The sequence below is a fragment of the Algibacter pectinivorans genome (assembly GCF_900112595.1).
GTDB classification, from domain to species: domain Bacteria; phylum Bacteroidota; class Bacteroidia; order Flavobacteriales; family Flavobacteriaceae; genus Algibacter_B; species Algibacter_B pectinivorans.
In genome coordinates this window covers 165,143-186,471 of record NZ_FOMI01000007.1, presented here as the reverse complement: position 1 = coordinate 186,471, position 21,329 = coordinate 165,143, and the positions used below count along the sequence as shown (strand labels likewise).

Genomic DNA, 21,329 nt, shown 5'->3' with positions numbered 1-21,329 from the left:
ATATATTCTATACAGTCTATATTTGGAAACAAACTTATTAACATTTAAGAAGCGTATCTTTTCTTTCTTAGGTAGTTAAAGCCAAAACCAAACACCGCTAGTAAAAGTAATGGTAGCAAGATGTTTATAAGCTGCCACTTGGTTTTTTGGGCCGCTATTTTTTGTTGATTTAAAAAGGCAATGGCGATTTCTTTGGTGCGAATGTTTATAAGTCCGTTATCGTCCAATAAATAATTTACGGCATTTAGTAAAAATTCTTTGTTGCCATAGGTTTGTCCGGTCCACCTATCGAAACCTAATTCTAGCGGTTTATTTTGAGCCATATCATTTTTAATAACATCGCCATCGGCAACAACTATCATTTTTGTAGGTTGGCTAATTGTTTTGTCTTGGGTAAGCTTAAAAGGCTTTATGCGGTTGCTGTAAACCGAGTTAAATTCGCCTTCTAACAACACAGCAAGGGTTTGGTTGCCTTTGTTGAATGCCTTGGGGTCTTGCTCTTTAGTTACTAAGGCTAAACTTACTTCTCTTGGTGTGCCTTCTAGCTTGGTTAATGGTGCGGTTTCTAAAAGTATGGTCTTTTTAATGCTGTTTTTTAAGGTGTCTATTTGGTTGGCAAAATCAAAACGGACTAAATTTAAATTATTTACAATGGGGTGCTTACTGCTAGATCCTGCCAATGGCGAATATGGCCATTTAAGATGCTGAAATTGCGATTGGCTGCCTTGGCCCATAGCCAATGTTATAGGTGCAGAGTATAACGTGCTAACCATATACGGGTTAATACGAACGCCATATTTAAAAAAGAAATCGGTTAAATTTAAGTCTCTAGAAATGGCATAATTAGTACCTTTTGCATTGTAAAGACTATCTTTTTCCATGGCTACAGCATCAACTAGCCATAAACTTTTTCCGCCATTCATGGTGTATTGGTCTAACACAAGTTTTTCCGCTTCGGTAAAGGCTTCGGTAGGTTTTGCAGATATTATTAAATCGAACGCGTTAATAGCTTTTAACGTGTTTTGCGGGTTCGCTGCAACACTATCTAAAGTAAAAGGTGCTATGTAATAATACGCGCCAAGTTTTTTTACAAAATCGGCAATGTATTTATCTTCTAATTGCTGGTTGCCTTTTAAAATGGCAATTTTTCGGCGTTTAGGTTTGGTAAGTTTGCTAAAGCCATCGGCAAAGGCGTATTCTAAATGCTGTACCGAGTTAGTAACTAATTCTTGCTGAGTGGCTCCAATTTTATTTTTAACCAACGGAATGGTTACCGTTTGCTCATTATAACTTGCTAATGCCCATGGGAAAATAACAGCCTGCGACGATTTTCCGCTTTCCTGAACATTAAGTTGCATAGGGGTTAAGCCACGTTGCGTAAGTTGTTGCATGTTGCGCTCTCGTGTGCTTTCATCTTCTAAAGGATTTATAAAGTTAAACACGATGTTTTTATTGGTAGCAGCAAACTCTTCTAATAGTTGTTTGGTTTCGTTTTGAAGACGTCTAAATTCCGAAGGAAAATCTTCCCCTTCTAAAAATACATCAATTACTATTGGTGAGTTAACGTCTTTAATAATATCTATGGCCGATGCACTAAGCGTATAGCGTTTATCGGTGGTTAAATCGAAACGCTTATAAAACATATTGCTAATAACGTTTACGGCAATTAAAGCAATACAAAGTATTAATATGTGTTTTAAATTCTTATTCAAACTTTTTTTCTAATTGATACGGACGTATAGATTCTAAAGTATTATTTACAAAATTAAGCTCTAAACATTCTTGTAGGTTGTTAAAAGCCCCGGGTTTAAACCCTAAATTATAGTTCCATTTGTTTTCTGAGTTTGCCTTTAATGTGGTATCCCAACCTAACCATTCTGGTTCTCCTAAAAGTGTAGTAATTTCACTTTTTTGTTTTCCTATTAAAAGACTATCGTTTGTTATTTGAGTTGCCATTTCATAACGTAATTCTGGTTGGTCTTCCCAAGCTTCGGCATTAAAATGTTTCTCATGGTGGTAGCTACTAAAAATGTTCAATATTGGGTAAAACAAGTAAAAGTAAACTACGGGAGCTAACACTAAACTAACTAAAAATGTGAGCCATTTACGCTTGTCTATAGTGTTTATAAATAGCCAGACGGCAATAAACACAAGCACCATAAAAATTACAAAAAGAGGTGTTACTATCATTTATCTTGCTTTGTTAATATTAAGTTTTGTAATGGCTAAAAATAAAAATGTAATACTTAAAAAGTAAACAATATCTCGGGTATCTAAAACACCACGGCTCATACTTTTATAATGCGAGCTCATGCCTAATTGTTCTATAAAATTACTAGAAGTAAAATCGGCAAAGCCTTCAAAACCAATATAAAATATAAAACAGATAAATACAGCAGTTATAAAAGCCACAATTTGATTGTCTGATAAGGTCGATGCAAAAACCCCAATAGCTGTATAAGCTGCCACTAAAAATAGTAAGCCAAAGTAGGAGCCTAAGGTGCTTCCTAAATCTAAATTACCAACAGGGTTTCCTAATTGATGCACCGTATAAACATAGAGTAATGTTGGTAAAAGCGCTATTAAAATTAAAATAAGCGCTCCAAAATATTTACCTAAAACAATATTAAAATGCGAAATAGGTTTAGTGAGTAAAAGCTCTAAAGTACCTTGTTTTTTTTCATCGGAAAAACTACGCATGGTTACTGCCGGTATTAAGAAAATTAATATCCATGGTGCCAATAAGAAGAAGGAAGATAAATCGGCAAAACCATAATCTAAAACATTAAACTCTCCTTTAAATAGCCAAAGAAATAATCCATTTAAAACCAGAAAAATGGCTATAACTAAATACCCTATTGGCGATGCAAAAAACGAGTTTATTTCTTTTTTAAGTATAGCTAGCATTTGTTGTTTTGGTTACTGGTTACTGGTTGTTGGTTACTGGTTACTGGTTACTGGTTACTGGTTACTGGTTGTTGGTTACTGGTTACTGGTTACTGGTTACTGGTTACTGGTTGTTGGTTACTTGTTGTTGGTTATTTGTTATTGGTTTTTTTAATTTTTAACTATTAACTATTAACTATTAACTATCAACTATTAACTATTAACTATTTCAATTTTATCCACACTCCAAGCTTCGGGTCTTATACTAAATAAAGGTTTTATTTTACCCCATATAGCGTGGAAAAGCTCGGATTTTCTGTAGTTTTCTAAAGCGGCTTCAGATTCCCAATAGCTATAGGTAAAAAATATACTTGGATCTTTTTTATCTCGATATAATTCCAAATAACTACAGCCATCGAAGCTTCTTATTTTGGCTTTAGTAACATCGAAATTTTCTAAAAAAACATCGATGTTTTGTTTGTAAAATCCCATTTTAACTATTCTAACTAGCATAATAAATTTTTTTAACTAAAAATTGGCCGCTTTAATATTATCCGGAATTTCTGTGCCCTTAGGAATAACGGGTTTAGGTTCAAACCTAATGCTTACGGCATCCATAATACCCAAACCTAAAAGGGTAGAGGCACTACCAACGGTAGCACTATTACTTTTATAAACGGCAATTTCTAAAAAATTACCAGAGTTAAATACAACCAATTTGCGCCCTTCGTCATTTCGTTTATTTTCCGGAATGTCAAAGTTTACAATATCGCTATATTTATTATATATTTTTTTAAAGGTATAATGGCGTGCCGAAATTTCAAATTCGCGCCCTTTTTGTACAGTTTCAAAAAAACTACGCTTAATGTTTGTTACCACGTTGCCATAGTTGTCTATATAAATAACACTACCAATAATTTGGGTCTTGTCTTCATTTATATACGGCGTTATATTTTTAATAGGCTTAATTTCTGTAATAGGTTTACCAATAACCTCCAAGGTGCCACCACGAGCAATATGGCAAGCTACTTTTACAAATACATCCAAAACAGGAAAACTACTTTGTATTTTATCGTGTATATTAATTTCAACTATTTTTTCGGGGGCAATTTCAGAGCAAATCATGCTCATAATACCATTATTGGCACAAATAAAATAGTGGTCGTCTAATTTTAAGGCTATATGTTTATTGTCTGGGTTAATTTCAGAATCTATACCAATAATATGTATGGTGCCTTTCGGGAAACTATTGTAAGCGTTCTGGATAATGTAAGCCGCCTCAGGTATATTAAATGGCGACACAGAATGCGAGATATCAACAATCCTAACATCGGGTAGCTCACTATAGATAGCGCCTTTTGTAGCGCCACTAAAGTAATCTTTTTCACCAAAATCAGTTGTTAATGTTATAATTGCCATGGGCAAAATTGTTGATATGTTTTTAATGTAACCTTACTCAAAATTATGTATTTTTGAGTTATACTTGTATGCATTACAAACCTACATAAATTTTCGTTTTAGTTTTTGTTTTTTAAATTAAAAATTGTAGGTTCATGGCGTATTACATAAGTATAACAAGAAATTTGGAATAAATCTAATAAATCATGTCATCTCAGTAAACGCCATTTAAATTAATGTTTTACTCAACTTATAATAAATAAACGCTTTTGAACGAAATTATTATTGAACTCGAAGAAATATCTCCAAAAGAGTTTTTTGGAGCACAAAACACCAATATAGTACTTCTTAAAAAGTACTTTCCAAAATTAAAAATTGTTGCCCGCGGAAATAAGCTTAAGGCCTTTGGAGACGAAGAGTTATTAGATGAGTTCGATAGGCGTATCTCTATGCTACTAAAGCATTTTGGTAAATATAATAAGTTAGACGAAAACACTATCGAGCGTGTTTTAACAAGCCAAAGTAGCGACGATTACACAACCTCTAACCAAAGTGGAGAAACCATTGTACATGGTGTAGGTGGTAAAATTATAAAAGCGCAAACGGCCAACCAACGTAAAATGGTCGAGCTTATGCGCAAAAACGATATGGTTTTTGCCATTGGTCCAGCAGGAACAGGTAAAACGTATACAGGTGTGGCGTTGGCGGTGCAAGCACTTAAAAATAAAGAAGTTAAGCGTATTATATTAACGCGTCCGGCGGTCGAGGCAGGCGAAAACCTTGGGTTTTTACCAGGCGATTTAAAAGAAAAACTAGATCCCTATATGCAGCCGCTTTACGATGCTTTACGCGACATGATTGCGCCCGAAAAATTAGCACATTATATCGAGAATGGTACCATACAAATAGCGCCATTAGCCTTTATGCGTGGTCGAACTCTAGATAATGCTTTTGTTATTCTAGACGAAGGACAAAACACCACGCATGCCCAAATGAAAATGTTTTTAACACGTATGGGTAAGCACGCTAAATTCCTGTTAACCGGCGATCCGGGTCAAATCGATTTACCGCGTCGTACCATTTCTGGTCTAAAAGAAGCCTTATTAATTTTAAAAAATGTAGAAGGTGTAGGCATGATTTTCCTAGACGACAAAGACGTTATTCGTCATAAACTCGTTAAAAAAGTAATTGCTGCCTATAAAGAAATTGAAAACCGAGATTAATTTTTTTTAGAAGCTATTTCCCGCTTTCCACTATATCTTTTTGCTTTTAATGGCAAAAAGGATGCCGTTGCAATCGGGGCTAGGGCATTTTAGTTATTAACATTATCTATTACTCATTAGTGTATTTTAGCATGGTTTTAGATGTTTTTTCTTACTTGTCTATTTAGTAAAATTTAACAGTTTTAACAGCGGCTTAAAATATTTGTGCTTAGGTTTTTATCTTGTTTTTAGGTATAAAAACTTACAAAAAATTTGTAAAACTTTAGGAATCTTTTATGAAAACATTATAAGTCTTACGTCTTCCCTTTTTCTTTATTTGTGCCATAAACTTAAAAAAATATAATATGAAAAAGTTATTTTTAATTGCAGGATTATTAGTTTTTGGTTCAACCTATGCACAAGATGAAGATATCGATATTACATCAGATAACTCTTGGTTAAAAGCTGGAATAACGGCAGGAGTTCCTGTTGGAGATGCAGGTGATACATCCTCGTTTAACCTTGGTCTAGATTTAAGAGGACAGTATTTAGTTAACCCTAATTTAGGAATTGGTTTAGCTTCTGGATATAACCATTATTTTGGTAAAGATGAAATTGAAGATTTTGGAGTTATTCCAGCAGCAGGATTTGTTCGCTATTATTTTACACCTAATGGGCTGTTTTTAGGCTCGGATGTAGGATATGGTTTTTTAACTAATAGCGCTGATAATGATGGCGGATTATACGTAAACCCACACATTGGTTACCATAACCGAGATTGGAATATTTACGCTTTTTACCAAAACACGTTTGCAGAAAACGATATTGATGTGCAAAACGTAGGTATAGGCCTTACCTATAACATTAGGTTTAAATAAATTAGAATCTAATACATTATAAAGCATTAAAAGGGAGAAATTTTTATTTCTCCCTTTTTTATTTTCAGTTGTTTAGCATTGTTAAACAAATTACATTTGCAAAACAACTAGCACACTATTTTTTTTATGAATACCATAATAGATACCAATTTCAAATTTCCAGGTCAAAAAAGCCTTTACAAAGGAAAAGTAAGAGCCGTATATAACATAAATGACGAAGCCTTAGTCATGGTAGCCACAGATAGACTTTCGGCTTTCGATGTTGTTATGCCAAAAGGAATACCTTACAAAGGGCAAATACTTAACCAAATAGCAACTAAAATGATGGCAGCTACTCAGGATTTAGTTCCAAACTGGTTAACAGCAACTCCCGATCCCAACGTTGCTGTTGGGCATTTATGCGAGCCTTTTAAAGTAGAAATGGTAATACGTGGTTACATGTCTGGGCATGCAGCACGCGAGTATAAAGCGGGTAAACGTATGCTTTGTGGTGTTGCTATGCCAGAAGGAATGAAGGAAAACGATGCCTTTCCAGAGCCTATTATAACGCCTGCTACAAAAGCAGAAATGGGCGATCATGACGAAGATATTTCAAGAGAAGATATTATAGCAAAAGGTATAGTCTCAGAAGCAGATTATCTTGTACTTGAAGATTATACACGTAAATTATTTAAGCGTGGATCAGAAATTGCAGCTTCAAGAGGATTAATTTTAGTAGATACCAAGTACGAATTTGGAAAAACTAAAGACGGACAAATTGTTTTAATCGACGAGATTCATACACCAGACTCTTCACGTTATTTTTATGCCGATGGGTATCAAGAGCGCCAGGATAAAGGAGAACCTCAAAAGCAACTATCAAAAGAGTTTGTACGCCAATGGTTAATTGCAAATAACTTTCAAGGTTTAGAAGGGCAAACCGTACCTTTTATGAGCGATGAGTACATTCAAAGCGTTTCAGATCGCTATATCGAACTTTACGAAAATATTACAGGCGAAACCTTTGTAAAAGCAGATGTTTCTAATATCCAAGATAGAATAGAAGCTAATGTTTTAGCCTATTTAAAATAGTATTATTACTTAAAAATATAACGACCTTGTTACAATTAACAAGGTCGTTTTTTAAATACACATTTTGTAAAGTAAAGTCTCTCTTTTTCCCTTTTACGTGCAGACTTATGCGTATGCATTATTAAAGTACTTTTTACGAAACCAAAAGGATACCCTAACTAATAAAATAAGTGCAGGGACTTCTACTAATGGGCCAATAACACCTGCAAAAGCTTGTCCAGAATTTAAACCAAAAACTGCAATCGCAACTGCAATAGCAAGTTCAAAGTTATTTCCAGCTGCTGTAAATGCAACGGCAGCCGTTTTAGTATAATCTGCTCCCATAGCTTTTGTAAAGAAAAAGCCTATAATAAACATTAAACTAAAATAGATAAGTAAAGGCACAGCAATTATTAAAACATCCATTGGAATTTCAACAATTAATTCGCCTTTTAGCGAAAACATCACCACAATGGTAAATAACAAGGCTATTAAAGTTAATGGCGAAATAGTAGGAATAAAGGTGTTTGTATACCAATGTTCGCCTTTAAGTTTTACCAAAATTAATCGACTTAAAATACCCATCACGAAGGGAATTCCTAAATAAATAGCAACACTTTCAGCAATAGTGGCTATCGAAATATCCACTATGGCACCTTCAAATCCAAAATAGGGTGGAAGTACAGTAATAAAAAGCCATGCATAAAAGCTATATGCAAATACCTGAAAAATACTGTTTAAGGCCACTAAACCAGCGCCGTATTCACTGCTACCTTCGGCAAGATCATTCCACACTAAAACCATAGCAATACAACGGGCTAATCCTATTAAAATAAGACCCACCATGTACTCCGGATAGTCGCGTAAAAATGTAATGGCAAGAAAAAACATAAGTACCGGACCAATAACCCAATTTAATAAAAGGGAAATAGATAGTATTTTGGTGTTTTTAAATACTTTGGGTAAAAGCGAATAATCCACTTTTGCTAGTGGCGGATACATCATTAAAATTAGCCCAATAGCAATGGGAATATTTGTAGTACCACTACTAAAGGAATTTATAAGGTCTGGAAATGTAGGTACAAAATAGCCAATACCAACACCTATGGCCATAGCCACAAAAATCCACAACGTTAGGTTTCTATCAAGAAAACTTAATTTTTTTTGAGCCATATTTTTATAAATTTACTCGCGAAAAAACATAAAACAATTCAGTTGCAATTTGCAAACTGCGCTCGTTGTATTTTTCTGCTTGTTGGGGTGTGTTATCAAAGGCTTTAGGATCTTCAAAAGTAATTGGTATTCGTTTTTCTGCACCAGCTATAAAAGGGCATCCGCTATCTGCTTGAGAACAGGTCATAATAGCTGCAAATTCAGATTTAGGGTTAAAATCATCGTCTAATGTTTTAGAAAATCCAATTATGGGATGTGCATTATCTGCATATTTAATGCTGTACACGGGATTTTTACCTTCAGAAAGCGTTTTAATTGTAAACCCCGAGTTTTCTAAGGTTTTAGCCGCCATTGGGAAAAGTGCTGTAGCTTCTGTTCCTCCCGAATAACAAAACACATTTTTAATATTAAAATAGTGCGCCATGGTTTGTGCCCAAACTTGCGATAAATGACTTCGACGCGAGTTGTGTGTGCAAATAAAATTGATTCTAATTGCTTCTTTATTGCTTACTTTTAACTGGATAAAATCAATTAGTGGTTGCAAAACTGTTTTACGCTCTGCCGAAATAGTTTCTGGTTTTAAACCTTTTATTAAATTATCTATTCCTGTAAATAAGGTGGATTGTGTGGTTATCATTTGGTATAACGTTAAAGTGTAATTTAAAGTTTAGCAGCAGTTTCCATCTGGGGTGCAACAAGGTTCATCGTTTAATTCTGAAAATCTTAATTTTGGTTTTTCAGCAGGAATTCCACATTTATCCTTGGCTAAACAATCTGTTTGTTTAGAGCTTAATAGGAAGTTTGTTCCATTAAATTCTAATCCAAATTTTCCGATGGTTTCGGCTTGATATTCCACTTCAATATCTAAATCTTCAATACCTAAAACCTTTTCAGAAAGCTCAATTATGCTTAAAAGTTTTTCTGGATGTAATCTATGGTCATAATCATTTGCATTCCAAAGTTGAAAGTTTACAACGTTTTCCTTTCTTTCGGTACCACCACAATCTATAAAGTGTTTGGTTATTTTACCAACTTCGGTTACATGAAAGTGATTTGGTACTAATTCGCCGTTTGGTAATTGAAAACCTATAGTTTCCAATCTTCCTAATACTGATTTTACTTCTGATAGTTTCATAACTGTATTTGTTTATTGCAATTATACGATTAATGTTTAAAAATTTTTTTAGCAACATTCTGTTTTAGATACATCTTGATCTAAAAACTGAAGCATTACACGTTTCATTTTAGCCCAATTATCGGTATCAATACAGTAGCAAACGCTAGTGCCTTCAACACTTCCTTTTATTAAGCCTAAATGTTTAAGTTCTTTTAAATGCTGTGATATTGTAGGTTGTGCTAAACCTATTTCGTTTACCAAATCGCCACAAACACAAGCATTTATTTTAAATAAATGTTGTAATATAGACACTCTAGCAGGATGTCCGAAGACTTTTGCAAATAGAGCAACTTCGTTTTGCTCGTCGGTAAACATTTCTGTTTTAGCTAATCCCATGTGTTTAATTATTTATTCATTGCAATATTACGATTAAGTATTTTGTTATCAAAATTTATTTGACAAATTTAACAGAAAAAGCGGCTAGCTTGTTTTATTAACCTTATTTGGTTTTACCTTTTGCTTCCAATACATAATATAAATGGTGCCTAAAACCGAAGGTAGTATCCAAGCTACTAAATTTTTAAAACCCATTCCAGCAACAAAAAAGGCAGTAATTGAGGCTATTAATGCTCCATTCATTTTTCCAAGGTGTAAAATTAGCCATGACATTTTAGGCTTTTCTAATTTTTTATAAAATATAAAATCTTTAACAGAAAACAATAGTCCAAAACCACCAAAAACAAGTAGTAGGATGCCATTAGAATTGTTGTTTATAAGCACGTAAACGCCAAAAACAATCATGACAATTGAGAACAGGAACATAATACCAGAAATAGTGCGATCTACCCAATTAGCATTGGTTTTAGTTTTGAATGTTAAAGCGCGTTGCCCCGATAAAACAAGATAAATAGTAAATACGCCAATTAAAAATAACAATATATTCTCATGGTTAGGCATCCAAGATATAGGAATGGAAATAAGCGAACTTGTTAGCATACCAATAGAGAAAAGTTTCCCCATAGTTTTATGGAGTTTCCCTCCCTTTTTTACAACAATACTTCCTAGTCCTGTTATTAATCCTATTCCTCCAAAGAAGGCATGAATGTAAATTAATAGTGTAATTGTTTTTTCCATTACTATGTGATTACGGTTAGTATTTCAAATTAAAGGTAATGGTTTTAGTTCTGGAAGTTTAAAATGCCCAAGTGTATTTTTAAAGGGATGAGTTGGGGCAAAGGTGTGTTTGTGTATTCTTGGGTTTATAAAATGTCAAGTAATTCTAAGGGATGGTTTAGTATTAATTTAGCACCATTAGCAATTAGTTCTTCTTTTTTTCTAAAGCCCCAAGATACCCCAACGGCATACATGTTGGCATTGTTTGCGGTTTGTATATCAACATCAGAATCGCCAACAAAAATAATTTCCTCTGGTTTTATGCCTAAGTTTTTACTTATTTCGAGAGCCTTTATTGGGTTTGGTTTTTTATGAGCCTCGGTAGTTAATCCATCAACAGATTCAAAATAGCTTGGTAATAATGCTAAAGCTACTTTTTTGGTGAGTGTATCCTCTTTATTAGATAAAATAGAAAGTTTTAGTTGACGTGCCTTTAGGGCCTCAAGTAATGCTATAATACCATCATAAGGTTTTGTTTTGTTGATGCAATTGTTACTGTAAATAGCCATCATCGCATTAAAACCTATTTCTGTTTGTTGCGCGTTACAACTGTTATTAGGCAATGCTTTAGTAACGAGACTCTTTATACCACTGCCCACAAAACTGTAATACTCTTGATAACTGTGGGTTGGATAGTTAGCGCTTTTTAGAACAGCATTCATGGCATCTGCAATGTCTTCAATGGAATTTACTAGTGTGCCGTCTAAATCGAATATAACTGCCTTATAGTTCATGTTTTATTTTTTAATAATGAAAATTATTAGCGCGTTTAACAATTTTTTGTTTTGATAATTTGCAGCCTATTTTTAAATTTTAATTCTTTTTCATCAGATATAATAATGGATACTAATTTCTTATTTGTATTCAAAGGATGATTGTACTACAAATATAGATTTAAAGTACGTGTTGTGGCGTAATGGAACAAATATTTTTTTAAAGTATTTTATGTTAGCTGCATTGGCAGAACAAGTTGGTTTTGTTTAATAGTTAAGGTATTAAGATATGCCTTGATGGTAGTTTTTTAATTTATCTACGGTTTTACGTATTAAATTATAAACAAACGTATTTGTTTTTCCATAATGAAATGATATTACACAGACTGTAATCATGAATAATATAGCACCAAAACCTGCAGTTTCAGGTTCTAATGTTTTACTTAAAAATCGTTTAAAACCGTATCCTGTATAGCTACCGTATAGTATTATGAAGTGAATAACGTAAATAGAAAGCGTTTTTTCTCCTATACGAGCAATAATAGACTGCTTTAAATAGTTTTCTAAGGCGTAAAAAACACCAAATAATATAAGGACGTTACCAAGTCTTGTAAACAAATAGTTGTACTCGGCACTCATTTTAAAGAGCGGGACAGAAGTTATATGGCTTAGTTTTGTAAGAAATAAAGACGAAAAATAAATAAGAAAAACGCCTATTACAAAAAGAGAGATAACCGTACTTATTTTAAATTTTTCGCGGTGTGCATGCCTGAAGAATACAGTTGAAATACACGCACCAAAAGCAGAGTATCCAAACCACGGTAAAATAGTAAATATAGAGCCGTTGGTTTTTGTTATATAGTTAGCAAATACTATAGGCACATTGTTTAAAGTAATCTCTCTGTAAAGAGGCTCGGTTATAAAACAAATACAGCCAATTGCAAAAAGTACTACCGAAAATAGATAACTATATTTCCTAAAAAGACAATGAAGTCCTACCAATAGAATTAATGACAACCCAATACACTGAAGTACATCAATAACAAGAAAGTAGGAACTAAAATACCCATTAAACCAGTTAAAAATGTTAATTCTTAAACTATATCCTAAGGCAACTAGCAGTAAGCCTCTAAACAATCCTTTTTTAATCCTAGGTTTATCATTGCCTTTGGCATAAGCACGCAGTAATAAGTAAGCGAATACCAGGCCGGATATAGTAAAAAAAGTAGGTGCTGTTATGCCTCTAAAATACGACCAGATATTATAAATAGCATTGCTTTCGTCCCTATAAGCAGGAGCCAATAAAGTATCTATAAAATGACCTTGAAGCATCATTAAAATAGCAAATGCTCTAACGGCATCTATAAAATATAAGCGGTTGGTTTGCGCCATAAATGGATTTACTGTTATAAATATACTTTTAAATATTTGAAATGAAAGTTTGTAAAGTTATATATTTATAAAATCATAGAAATAATTATGGAACAACTCATTAAAACATTTTCCGATTACGCTTGGGGGTTGCCTTTAGTTATTTTGCTTATTGGCGGTGGTTTGTATCTTTTGGTACTATCACGATTTTTGCCTTTTAGGTATATTGGGCACGCTATACAAGTGCTAAGAGGTAAGTACGACGATCCTAACGATCCGGGACAAATTTCGCATTTTAAAGCCTTAACAACAGCCTTGTCTTCTACCATTGGTATGGGAAATATAGCAGGAGTTGCAGTCGCTATTTCAATGGGTGGTCCGGGAGCTATGTTTTGGATGTGGATAAGTGCAATTGTAGGCATGTCAACTAAATTTTTTACATCCTCTTTGGCCATTATGTATCGCGGTAAAGATAGTGCGGGCAATTTACAAGGCGGACCTATGTATTTTATTCAAGAAGGTTTAGGTAAATCTTGGAAACCTTTAGCAGTTATGTTTAGTCTTGTTGGTATGGTTGGTGCCTTACCTGTGGTTAACGTAAACCAATTAACACAAGCTATAAACGATATTGTTTTAATACCTAATGGGGTGGAAGTAGGGTTAAAAACAAATCTTATTGTAGCAGCTATACTTGTTGGTTTAACCTCTGTAATTATACTTGGTGGTTTAAAACGTATTAGTAATGCAGCCTCTAAAATGGTACCCACAATGGTATTGCTTTATTTTGCTCTGGTTCTTTATATATTAGTTTCTAATTATAGCGTTGTTCCTAAATATTTTGTTTTAATGTTTACAGACGCTTTTTCTGCCAATTTTTATAAAGGCGATGCTTTTATGGGCGGTGCTTTGGGTGCTTTAATATTGTTAGGCATTCGTCGAGGTGCCTTTTCAAACGAAGCAGGTATAGGTACAGCGCCCATGGCTCATGGTGCAGCAAAAACCGATGAGCCTATTCGCGAGGGTTTAGTGGCTATGTTAGGACCAGCAATAGATACTCTAATAGTATGTACCTTAACGGCATTGGCTATTTTAGTTACTGGTGTTTGGGAAACAACGTCCAATAATGGCGTAAGTTTAACAGCGTCGGCATTTAATCATGTTATGCCTGTTTATGGCAAGTATTTGCTTATGGTTTGTGTATTAATATTTAGCATATCCTCATTGTTTTCTTATGCCTATTACGGTAGTAAATGTTTAGGGTTTTTAATTGGAGCAGACAAAAAGCACTACTACAATTACATATATATATTAAGTATAGTTCTTGCGGCAACAACCCCTTTTAGTGCTATGCTAAACTTAATTGATGGCGTTTTTGCCCTAATGGCAATTCCTACAATGTTGGCAACTATAGCTTTGGCTCCTAAGGTTATTATTCAGGCTAAAACATATTTTAAAACTTTGTAAACAGTATTATTATAAGCCTATTTGGGTTATAGTTTATACGGTTTGCCCAATAATTACTAGAGCTTTTCTATACCGATTTATAAATTTGATTACTAACTAAACCAAGATAATAATGACAGAAAAAGACAACGCAAAAGCCTATTGGAAAGAAAACATCCGGTACGTTTTAATACTATTAGCCATATGGTTTTTAGTATCCTTCGCGGCAGGAATTCTATTTAAGGAAGAATTAAATTCAATTAAAATTGGAGGCTTTAAACTAGGGTTTTGGTTTGCACAGCAAGGTTCTATGTACGTTTTTGTTGTTTTAATATTTGTATACGTTCGTTTAATGAATAAACTAGATAAAAAATACGGTTATGATGCATAGTTTATTGGTTGAAGGATTTGGGGTACAAAACTGGACCTATGTTTTAGTAGGCATAACATTTACATTATATATAGGCATAGCCATTTGGGCTAGGGCAGGTTCAACAAACGAGTTTTATGTGGCTGGAGGCGGCGTTTCCCCATTAGCAAACGGTATGGCAACGGCAGCCGATTGGATGAGTGCGGCCTCATTTATTTCCATGGCAGGAATTATTTCGTTCGATGGGTACGATGGGGCTGTTTACCTTATGGGGTGGACCGGTGGCTATGTATTACTTGCACTATTACTTGCACCATATTTAAGGAAATTTGGCAAATTCACAGTGCCCGATTTTATTGGCGATCGCTATTATTCCAACACCGCGCGATTAGTAGGCGTTATTTGTGCACTAATCGTATCGTTTACTTACGTTGCAGGTCAAATGCGAGGTGTAGGTCTTGTATTCTCACGTTTTTTAGAGGTCGATATTAATACAGGTGTCGTTATAGGTATGGTAATTGTTTTATTTTATGCTGTTTTAGGTGGTATGAAAGGCATCACATACACACAAGTAGCACAATATTGCGTGCTTATTTTCGCCTTTATGGTGCCCGCTATTTTTATTTCTATTCAAATGACGGGTAACCCCATACCACAATTAGGTTTTGGGAGTCAATTAGCCGATGGTTCCGGTACCTATTTACTAGATAAATTAGATGGTTTAAGTACAGATTTAGGCTTTAACCAATACACCGAAGGTTCAAAATCTACCATAGATGTTTTTGCAATAACATTAGCATTAATGGTTGGCACAGCAGGTTTACCGCACGTTATAGTGCGTTTCTTTACCGTTAAAAAAGTAAAAGATGCTCGTAAATCGGCAGGTTTAGCCTTATTGCTAATTGTAATTTTATACACCGCTGCGCCAGCAGTAGCCGTATTTGCGAGAACCAATATGATAGAAACCGTATCCAATCAACCCTATGCTAATATGCCAGAATGGTTTAAAAAATGGGAAACAACAGGTTTAATAGTCTTTAACGATAAAAATAACGATGGTATAATTAACTATGTAGCCAACGAAACAAATAACGAATTAGTAGTCGATAAAGATATTATGGTACTAGCCAACCCAGAAATAGCACAATTACCAGACTGGGTTATCGCATTGGTTGCAGCAGGAGCATTAGCAGCAGCATTATCAACCGCCGCAGGATTATTATTAGTCATTTCAGCATCAGTTTCTCACGATTTAATCAAGAAAATGATCAATCCAAACATCTCAGAAAAAGGCGAGTTAATTGCAGCACGTTTAGCAGCAGTAGTGGCGGTTTGCGTTGCCGGATATTTCGGAATTAATCCACCAGGATTCGTAGCAGCCACCGTAGCATTAGCCTTCGGGTTGGCGGCAGCATCTTTTTTTCCAGCCATTATTTTGGGTATATTTTACAAAAAAATGAATAAAGAAGGCGCCATTGCCGGTATGGTAGTCGGTATTTTATCCATGCTTTTCTACATGACCAAATTTAAGTTTGGCTGGTTTGGCGGCGGTACAAAAGCCAATTGGTGGTTCGGCATCTCGCCCGAAGGTTTCGGTACAGTCGCTATGATTATCAATTTCATCGTGTCCTTAGTTATCATGAAATTCACACCAGAACCACCACAAAACGTTCAAGACATTGTAGAACATATTAGAATACCAAGTGGCGCGGGCAAAGCCACACATTAAAAGTATTTGGGCGTTCCCCAGCCTTGGGGCAGGGGCGGGCTTTCACTACTCGCTCCTCCGTTGTCGGGAGCTCAAACACGCCGTTCAATCCCTAACGCGGGCAAGTTTGCTAAAACCATTTTATTAACAGTATTTTATAACAATCTGCCGGTATTAATCAGTTCTAATCTACATTAATTTATTAAATTAGAAGCTTAAAATATTGTGTCACCACGTTATAATCATAACATACAAACAGAACTAAACCATGAGTAATTACCATATAAAACATTTAGAAGAGTATTATCAAGTTTATAGAAAATCTGTACGCAACCCAGAAGGTTTTTGGGAAGAAATAGCAGAAGAACATTTTCTATGGCGAAAAAAATGGGATAAGGTCTTAAGTTGGGATTTTTCTAAACCCGAAGTAAAATGGTTTGAAGGCGCACAATTAAACATAACAGAAAACTGTATCGATAGGCACTTAGCAACACGAGGCGAAAAAACAGCCATTTTATTTGAGCCCAACAATCCAGATGAAGCCGCACAACATATTACCTATAACGAACTATATAAACGTGTTAATAAATTTGCTAATGTTTTAAAAGTGCAAGGCATCAATAAAGGCGATCGTGTGTGCATCTATTTACCCATGATTCCCGAACTAGCCGTATCCGTTTTAGCATGTGCCAGAATTGGTGCTATACACTCTGTAGTTTTTGCAGGATTTTCTTCTACAGCATTATCCACTCGTATAAACGATAGCGATTGTAAAATGGTATTAACCAGCGATGGGTCCTACCGTGGCGCAAAAACAATCGATTTAAAAGGTATAGTAGACGAAGCTTTAGAGAGCTGCCCTGGCGTAAAAAGCGTTTTAGTAGCAAAACGAATTAATACAGAAATTAATATGGTTTCTGGTCGCGATGCGTGGTTGCAACCCCTTTTAGACAATGCGTCCGAGCATTGCGATGCCGAACTAATGAATGCCGAAGATCCGTTGTTTATTTTATACACCTCAGGTTCAACCGGAAAACCAAAGGGTATGGTGCATACCACCGCCGGATATATGGTTTACACCGCATATACCTTTAAAAACGTATTTCAATATCGCGAAAACGATGTGTATTGGTGTACTGCCGATATTGGTTGGATAACCGGACACAGTTATATTGTATATGGCCCGTTAGTAAATGGCGCCACATCAGTAATGTTCGAGGGCGTGCCAAGTTATCCAGATTTTGGACGTTTTTGGGATATCGTTCAAAAGCATAAAGTCAATCAGTTTTACACCGCTCCAACAGCTATTCGTGCCTTAGCAAAACAAGGCGCAGAGTTAGTAGAAAAATACGATTTAAGTTCTCTTAAAGTTTTAGGTTCGGTAGGCGAACCAATAAATGAAGAGGCGTGGCATTGGTATAACGATAATGTAGGTAAAAGAAATAGTCCAATTGTAGATACATGGTGGCAAACCGAAACAGGAGGTATTATGATTTCTCCAATTCCGTATTCAACACCAACCAAACCAACTTATGCTACCTTACCTTTTATTGGTATTCAGCCTGCTTTAATGGACGAAAATGGCGATGAACTTAAAGACAATCAAGTAGAAGGTAGATTGTGTATTAAGTATCCTTGGCCATCCATAGCTCGAACTATTTGGGGAAATCACCAACGTTATAAAGAGACTTATTTTTCAGCCTATGAAAACAAGTATTTTACTGGCGATGGCGCCCTTCGCGATGAAGTTGGTTATTACAGAATTACAGGTAGGGTAGACGATGTTATTATCGTTTCGGGTCATAATTTAGGAACTGCACCAATTGAAGACGCCGTAAACGAGCATCCAGCAGTAGCAGAATCTGCCATTGTAGGATTTCCACACGATGTTAAAGGAAGTGCATTATACGGTTATGTTACTCTAAAAGATACAGGGGAAAGTCGAGATCAAAATAATTTAAGAAAAGAAATAAATCAAATTATAACAGAGAGTATTGGTCCAATAGCTAAACTAGACAAAATTCAATTTACTAGCGGATTACCAAAAACCAGGTCGGGCAAAATTATGAGGCGTATTTTACGTAAAATAGCCCAAAAAGATACTGCTAATCTAGGCGATACTAGCACTTTATTAAACCCAGAAGTGGTGCAAGAAATTATGGATAATGTGCTTTAATTATTATAATTAAAACTAAACCTAAACTTGATTTTATTTTAATTTAAAAATCAAGTTTAGGTTTTATTAATTGCCTGTATTCAGGTCTATTTACCCAATAAATAACTCCATTTTAAATTTTTACGTTTATCTAAACGTGCTAAGATTTTTAAAAACACAATAGCCGTAATTAGGGCATCACCATTGGCGGTGTGTCTATCTACTTTTGGTACATTTAGTTCTTCGCACAAATCGTCCAAATAATAGTGTTCCTTCAAGTTTTCTTGATATATTTTGTGTTTGGATTTATTATATAACACCCCAGTGTCAATAAATTTATTTTTTAGTTTTCCTAAGCCATTTCTAGAAAGCATTTCATTCATCATGGTTTTATCAAAATTCGCATGGTGTGCTACTAAAATGGCATTTTTTATATAATCTAAAAACACTTTTATGGCCTCTAGTTCCGATATTTTCACAAAATCACTAGACTTCATAATCTCATGTATTTTAACGGTTTCTGGGTTAAAAATATCTTGTTCTAAGTATAATTCAAGGCTTTGGTTTACAGGTATTCTTTTATTTACAAAGGCAACAGCGCCAATGGATAATATTCTATCCTTTTTCCTGTCAAAACCAGTAGTTTCAGTATCAAAGGCAACAAAGCGTGTCTCGTTAATGGGTGTTTTTTTTATGTCCTTAAAATGTTCAAGGTAGTCCAACCAAAATTCTGGATAGTCTTTTTTACGCTTTTTAAACCAACTAATCATATAAAGTTTTTTAAATCGAATCTATTTATTAAAACGTCTTGAATTTCATGTATGGGCTTAAAGCAGCGTCTTAGTTTTAATTTCTCTTCTTTAGTTAGTGTTTTAAGGTTTATAAATTTTCCAGAATTACTATTTAACAATCCTTGCTTGGTTTTAAATTTAGAAAGGGCTTTAAAAGCATACGAGCAAGATTCGTATAACTCTGAGTTTTCAGGTTCTAATGCAGCTAACTTTTCAAAGCGCTCGTAAGTATTATTAACTCCTTTAATTTGCTTATTTAAAATAAGGAGTCTAGCAGCATCTACCAATGGCATTATGGCTCTGCTTTTTATATTAAAAAGTTCTTTTTGCTCTCCATTCTGTTCAATTAAAAATTGTTTAAAAAAACCAAGAGGCGATGGGCTTTTTACCGCATCTCTACCCAGAAATTTATAAAATAAATAGGCTTCATTTAAGGTGTTAAAAATAGTGTCTGTTATTTTATCTGTGAAGGTGGTATTACCATAAACAGCGTTGTAATCAAAAAAAACAGACGATAGTAATATGGCTTTTTCATCCGGATTTAAAATCCAAGTTTTAAATTGGTCTTGCCATTCTAAAAGCGATTTGCACCACTCTGGGTTACTAGCCATCATATCGGCTTCGCAATACTCAAAACCAACTTTATTAAGTGTTTTATTAACGAGTTTCGAAAGTTCTAAAAAATAGTCTTTAGTTGCTGCATAGTCTTTTTTAGATACATTTTCGAAAATTAAAGCATTGTCTTGGTCGGTAAATAGTAATTGTTCGCGTCTGCCTTGGCTACCTAATGCCAACCACGTAAATGAAACAGGCGGTGGCGTAGGCATTTTTAAAATAGCCAGGTCTATGGCTCTAACCGTTACCGCATCATTAATTTGAGAAATTATTTTTATAATATGCGATAGGGGAATGTTTTGCTCTAAATAGCTTTTTAATAAACCATTGGCTTTATGTCTGGCTGCACGAAGTTTTTTTGTTCGTTTAGCTCTTTTAATATCTTTTAAAATGGCCGTTGGGTTGTTTCCTAAGCTAGTTAAAACATCATGGTGTGTTAATACACCAATTAATTTAGAATTTACAGTGCCATCTTTGGTGATACATAAATGTCCTATGCTATTTTTTATCATTTGTAATTGACCATCGGCTACTGTTAAGTCTTTTTTTGCGGTAATAACAGGAGAACTCATTATTTGAGTTACTTTAGTTTCAATAGGAAAAAGCCCTGTAGCAATTTTGTTTTTTATATCGCTATTAGTAATAATACCAACAGGTTTTTTATAAGTATCAATTACAATTATACATCCAATTTTATGCGCGCACATTTTTTTTGCAGCACTTTTTAAGGTGGAAGATGTGCTACAAGTAATAGGTGCTTTAGTATAGTTTGCGGTTTGAAAACTTACAACATCTTGTGAGTTGCTTGGAATATAATCTACAAAAATTTTACCTGCTTGTTCAGAGGTATATGGCGTGTAATCATTGGAGGCAAAAGCGGTAATAAGGTACTTTTGAATGTTAACACTTTTATCTGTTACCGACTGAAAAATAGATATTGGAATGGCATAAATTATAGACTCTTCATTTGCAGTGGCGTTAAGGTGGTAGGGCGTTTTTGCAATTAAAGCACGTAAACCAAATAAATCGCCTGTATCATGTATGTTTGTAATTTCATTTACATCACCGTTTTTATAGTACAGACTTATGGCCCCGTCTCTAACTACATAAAAGCAATCGTGGTTAATATCTCCGTTTTTAAAAATGGTATCTCCTTTTTCCAAATAGATAATGCTAACCTGCTCTGCTATTAGCAATAGGCTAGCTGCATTTATTAAATTAAATGGTGGATAGCGTTTTAAAAATTCAGCAACCCGTTCTGCAATTGAGTTTTTCATAAAACTAAT

At 34.6% G+C, this 21,329-nt stretch carries 21 protein-coding genes; 7 read left to right on the top strand and 14 right to left on the bottom strand.

All coding sequences use genetic code 11. The annotated features are described in order from the left end of the window. Positions 1-44 precede the first annotated feature (44 nt). The 5 genes from gldG to BMY96_RS11705 form a co-directional block, all read right to left on the bottom strand. The gene (gene gldG / locus BMY96_RS11725) at positions 45-1,712 is read right to left on the bottom strand and encodes a gliding motility-associated ABC transporter substrate-binding protein GldG (RefSeq protein ID WP_175473562.1); all 1,668 of its coding nucleotides are present in this window, start codon (positions 1,710-1,712) and stop codon (positions 45-47) included. Further along, positions 1,705-2,190 carry a hypothetical protein gene (locus BMY96_RS11720; RefSeq protein WP_092852372.1) on the bottom strand — a complete coding sequence of 162 codons (486 nt, stop codon included), beginning with the start codon at positions 2,188-2,190 and terminating at the stop codon, positions 1,705-1,707. Before BMY96_RS11720 ends, gldG begins: the two co-directional genes overlap by 8 nt. Continuing rightward, positions 2,191-2,907, bottom strand: coding sequence for a gliding motility-associated ABC transporter permease subunit GldF (gene gldF, locus BMY96_RS11715; RefSeq protein WP_092852370.1), 717 nt, complete (start codon positions 2,905-2,907; stop codon positions 2,191-2,193). A gap of 192 nt (positions 2,908-3,099) precedes the next feature. Next, positions 3,100-3,399, bottom strand: a complete 300-nt coding sequence (locus tag BMY96_RS11710; protein ID WP_092852368.1) for a putative quinol monooxygenase — start codon at positions 3,397-3,399, stop codon at positions 3,100-3,102. Between the two features lie 15 nt (positions 3,400-3,414). Then, entirely contained in the window at positions 3,415-4,305 is an 891-nt protein-coding gene (locus BMY96_RS11705) for an SAM hydrolase/SAM-dependent halogenase family protein (protein ID WP_092852366.1), read from the bottom strand. Positions 4,306-4,553: 248 nt separating this feature from the next. On the opposite strand from BMY96_RS11705, the gene BMY96_RS11700 reads away from it, so the two are divergent. From BMY96_RS11700 to BMY96_RS11690, 3 genes are all read left to right on the top strand, one after another. Beyond that, a complete protein-coding gene (locus BMY96_RS11700) occupies positions 4,554-5,507 on the top strand; it encodes a PhoH family protein (protein WP_092852364.1) in 954 nt (317 codons plus the stop codon). A gap of 344 nt (positions 5,508-5,851) precedes the next feature. Next, positions 5,852-6,364, top strand: a complete 513-nt coding sequence (locus tag BMY96_RS11695; RefSeq protein ID WP_092852362.1) for a hypothetical protein — start codon at positions 5,852-5,854, stop codon at positions 6,362-6,364. A gap of 126 nt (positions 6,365-6,490) precedes the next feature. Beyond that, complete coding sequence (locus tag BMY96_RS11690) at positions 6,491-7,435, top strand: phosphoribosylaminoimidazolesuccinocarboxamide synthase (protein ID WP_092852360.1); 945 nt, start codon at positions 6,491-6,493, stop codon at positions 7,433-7,435. A 105-nt stretch (positions 7,436-7,540) separates the two neighbouring features. Here the strand turns inward: BMY96_RS11690 and arsB are convergent, their stop codons facing one another. The 7 genes from arsB to BMY96_RS11655 all read right to left on the bottom strand — a co-directional run bounded on the left by arsB (position 7,541) and on the right by BMY96_RS11655 (position 12,982). Beyond that, positions 7,541-8,587 carry an ACR3 family arsenite efflux transporter gene (arsB, locus tag BMY96_RS11685; RefSeq protein WP_092852358.1) on the bottom strand — a complete coding sequence of 349 codons (1,047 nt, stop codon included), beginning with the start codon at positions 8,585-8,587 and terminating at the stop codon, positions 7,541-7,543. A 4-nt stretch (positions 8,588-8,591) separates the two neighbouring features. Further along, positions 8,592-9,224, bottom strand: a complete 633-nt coding sequence (locus BMY96_RS11680; protein WP_092852356.1) for an arsenate-mycothiol transferase ArsC — start codon at positions 9,222-9,224, stop codon at positions 8,592-8,594. Positions 9,225-9,254: 30 nt separating this feature from the next. After that, complete coding sequence (locus BMY96_RS11675; protein ID WP_092852354.1) at positions 9,255-9,722, bottom strand: DUF6428 family protein; 468 nt, start codon at positions 9,720-9,722, stop codon at positions 9,255-9,257. A gap of 48 nt (positions 9,723-9,770) precedes the next feature. Next, positions 9,771-10,100 (bottom strand): ArsR/SmtB family transcription factor, encoded by a 330-nt coding sequence (locus BMY96_RS11670; protein ID WP_092852352.1) that lies wholly within the window; start codon positions 10,098-10,100, stop codon positions 9,771-9,773. A gap of 84 nt (positions 10,101-10,184) precedes the next feature. Continuing rightward, positions 10,185-10,838, bottom strand: coding sequence for a hypothetical protein (locus BMY96_RS11665; protein WP_092852350.1), 654 nt, complete (start codon positions 10,836-10,838; stop codon positions 10,185-10,187). A gap of 125 nt (positions 10,839-10,963) precedes the next feature. Beyond that, positions 10,964-11,611, bottom strand: a complete 648-nt coding sequence (locus BMY96_RS11660) for an HAD family hydrolase (protein WP_092852348.1) — start codon at positions 11,609-11,611, stop codon at positions 10,964-10,966. Positions 11,612-11,872: 261 nt separating this feature from the next. Continuing rightward, a complete protein-coding gene (locus BMY96_RS11655) occupies positions 11,873-12,982 on the bottom strand; it encodes a heparan-alpha-glucosaminide N-acetyltransferase domain-containing protein (protein ID WP_092852346.1) in 1,110 nt (369 codons plus the stop codon). Between the two features lie 87 nt (positions 12,983-13,069). Between BMY96_RS11655 and BMY96_RS11650 the strand changes: the two genes are divergently transcribed. The 4 genes from BMY96_RS11650 (at position 13,070) to acs (ending at position 18,658) form a co-directional block, all read left to right on the top strand. Beyond that, entirely contained in the window at positions 13,070-14,425 is a 1,356-nt protein-coding gene (locus BMY96_RS11650) for an alanine/glycine:cation symporter family protein (protein WP_092852344.1), read from the top strand. 112 nt (positions 14,426-14,537) lie between these two features. Next, complete coding sequence (locus tag BMY96_RS11645) at positions 14,538-14,795, top strand: DUF4212 domain-containing protein (protein ID WP_092852342.1); 258 nt, start codon at positions 14,538-14,540, stop codon at positions 14,793-14,795. Then, positions 14,785-16,503: a sodium:solute symporter family protein gene (locus BMY96_RS11640; RefSeq protein ID WP_092852340.1), complete on the top strand. Its 1,719-nt coding sequence runs from the start codon at positions 14,785-14,787 to the stop codon at positions 16,501-16,503. Before BMY96_RS11645 ends, BMY96_RS11640 begins: the two co-directional genes overlap by 11 nt. 247 nt (positions 16,504-16,750) lie before the next feature. Beyond that, entirely contained in the window at positions 16,751-18,658 is a 1,908-nt protein-coding gene (gene acs, locus BMY96_RS11635) for an acetate--CoA ligase (RefSeq protein WP_092852338.1), read from the top strand. Between the two features lie 86 nt (positions 18,659-18,744). Here acs and BMY96_RS11630 read toward each other — a convergent pair whose 3' ends face one another. Both BMY96_RS11630 and BMY96_RS11625 read right to left on the bottom strand, forming a co-directional pair. Further along, the gene (locus tag BMY96_RS11630; RefSeq protein ID WP_092852336.1) at positions 18,745-19,407 is read right to left on the bottom strand and encodes a 3'-5' exonuclease; all 663 of its coding nucleotides are present in this window, start codon (positions 19,405-19,407) and stop codon (positions 18,745-18,747) included. Continuing rightward, positions 19,404-21,320, bottom strand: coding sequence for a DUF294 nucleotidyltransferase-like domain-containing protein (locus tag BMY96_RS11625; protein ID WP_092852334.1), 1,917 nt, complete (start codon positions 21,318-21,320; stop codon positions 19,404-19,406). The genes BMY96_RS11630 and BMY96_RS11625 overlap by 4 nt, the downstream gene beginning before the upstream one ends. Positions 21,321-21,329: the final 9 nt, after the last annotated feature.

Coding starts and splice junctions, on each gene's coding strand:
- BMY96_RS11705 (WP_092852366.1), bottom strand. CDS start 4,305: ATGGCAATTATAACATTAACAACTGATTTTGGTGAAAAAGATTACTTT.
- BMY96_RS11695 (WP_092852362.1), top strand. CDS start 5,852: ATGAAAAAGTTATTTTTAATTGCAGGATTATTAGTTTTTGGTTCAACC.
- BMY96_RS11690 (WP_092852360.1), top strand. CDS start 6,491: ATGAATACCATAATAGATACCAATTTCAAATTTCCAGGTCAAAAAAGC.
- BMY96_RS11655 (WP_092852346.1), bottom strand. CDS start 12,982: ATGGCGCAAACCAACCGCTTATATTTTATAGATGCCGTTAGAGCATTT.
- arsB (WP_092852358.1), bottom strand. CDS start 8,587: ATGGCTCAAAAAAAATTAAGTTTTCTTGATAGAAACCTAACGTTGTGG.
- BMY96_RS11625 (WP_092852334.1), bottom strand. CDS start 21,320: ATGAAAAACTCAATTGCAGAACGGGTTGCTGAATTTTTAAAACGCTAT.
- BMY96_RS11680 (WP_092852356.1), bottom strand. CDS start 9,224: ATGATAACCACACAATCCACCTTATTTACAGGAATAGATAATTTAATA.
- BMY96_RS11670 (WP_092852352.1), bottom strand. CDS start 10,100: ATGGGATTAGCTAAAACAGAAATGTTTACCGACGAGCAAAACGAAGTT.
- BMY96_RS11665 (WP_092852350.1), bottom strand. CDS start 10,838: ATGGAAAAAACAATTACACTATTAATTTACATTCATGCCTTCTTTGGA.
- BMY96_RS11675 (WP_092852354.1), bottom strand. CDS start 9,722: ATGAAACTATCAGAAGTAAAATCAGTATTAGGAAGATTGGAAACTATA.
- BMY96_RS11630 (WP_092852336.1), bottom strand. CDS start 19,407: ATGATTAGTTGGTTTAAAAAGCGTAAAAAAGACTATCCAGAATTTTGG.
- BMY96_RS11720 (WP_092852372.1), bottom strand. CDS start 2,190: ATGATAGTAACACCTCTTTTTGTAATTTTTATGGTGCTTGTGTTTATT.
- BMY96_RS11640 (WP_092852340.1), top strand. CDS start 14,785: ATGATGCATAGTTTATTGGTTGAAGGATTTGGGGTACAAAACTGGACC.
- BMY96_RS11650 (WP_092852344.1), top strand. CDS start 13,070: ATGGAACAACTCATTAAAACATTTTCCGATTACGCTTGGGGGTTGCCT.
- BMY96_RS11645 (WP_092852342.1), top strand. CDS start 14,538: ATGACAGAAAAAGACAACGCAAAAGCCTATTGGAAAGAAAACATCCGG.
- acs (WP_092852338.1), top strand. CDS start 16,751: ATGAGTAATTACCATATAAAACATTTAGAAGAGTATTATCAAGTTTAT.
- gldF (WP_092852370.1), bottom strand. CDS start 2,907: ATGCTAGCTATACTTAAAAAAGAAATAAACTCGTTTTTTGCATCGCCA.
- BMY96_RS11710 (WP_092852368.1), bottom strand. CDS start 3,399: ATGCTAGTTAGAATAGTTAAAATGGGATTTTACAAACAAAACATCGAT.
- BMY96_RS11660 (WP_092852348.1), bottom strand. CDS start 11,611: ATGAACTATAAGGCAGTTATATTCGATTTAGACGGCACACTAGTAAAT.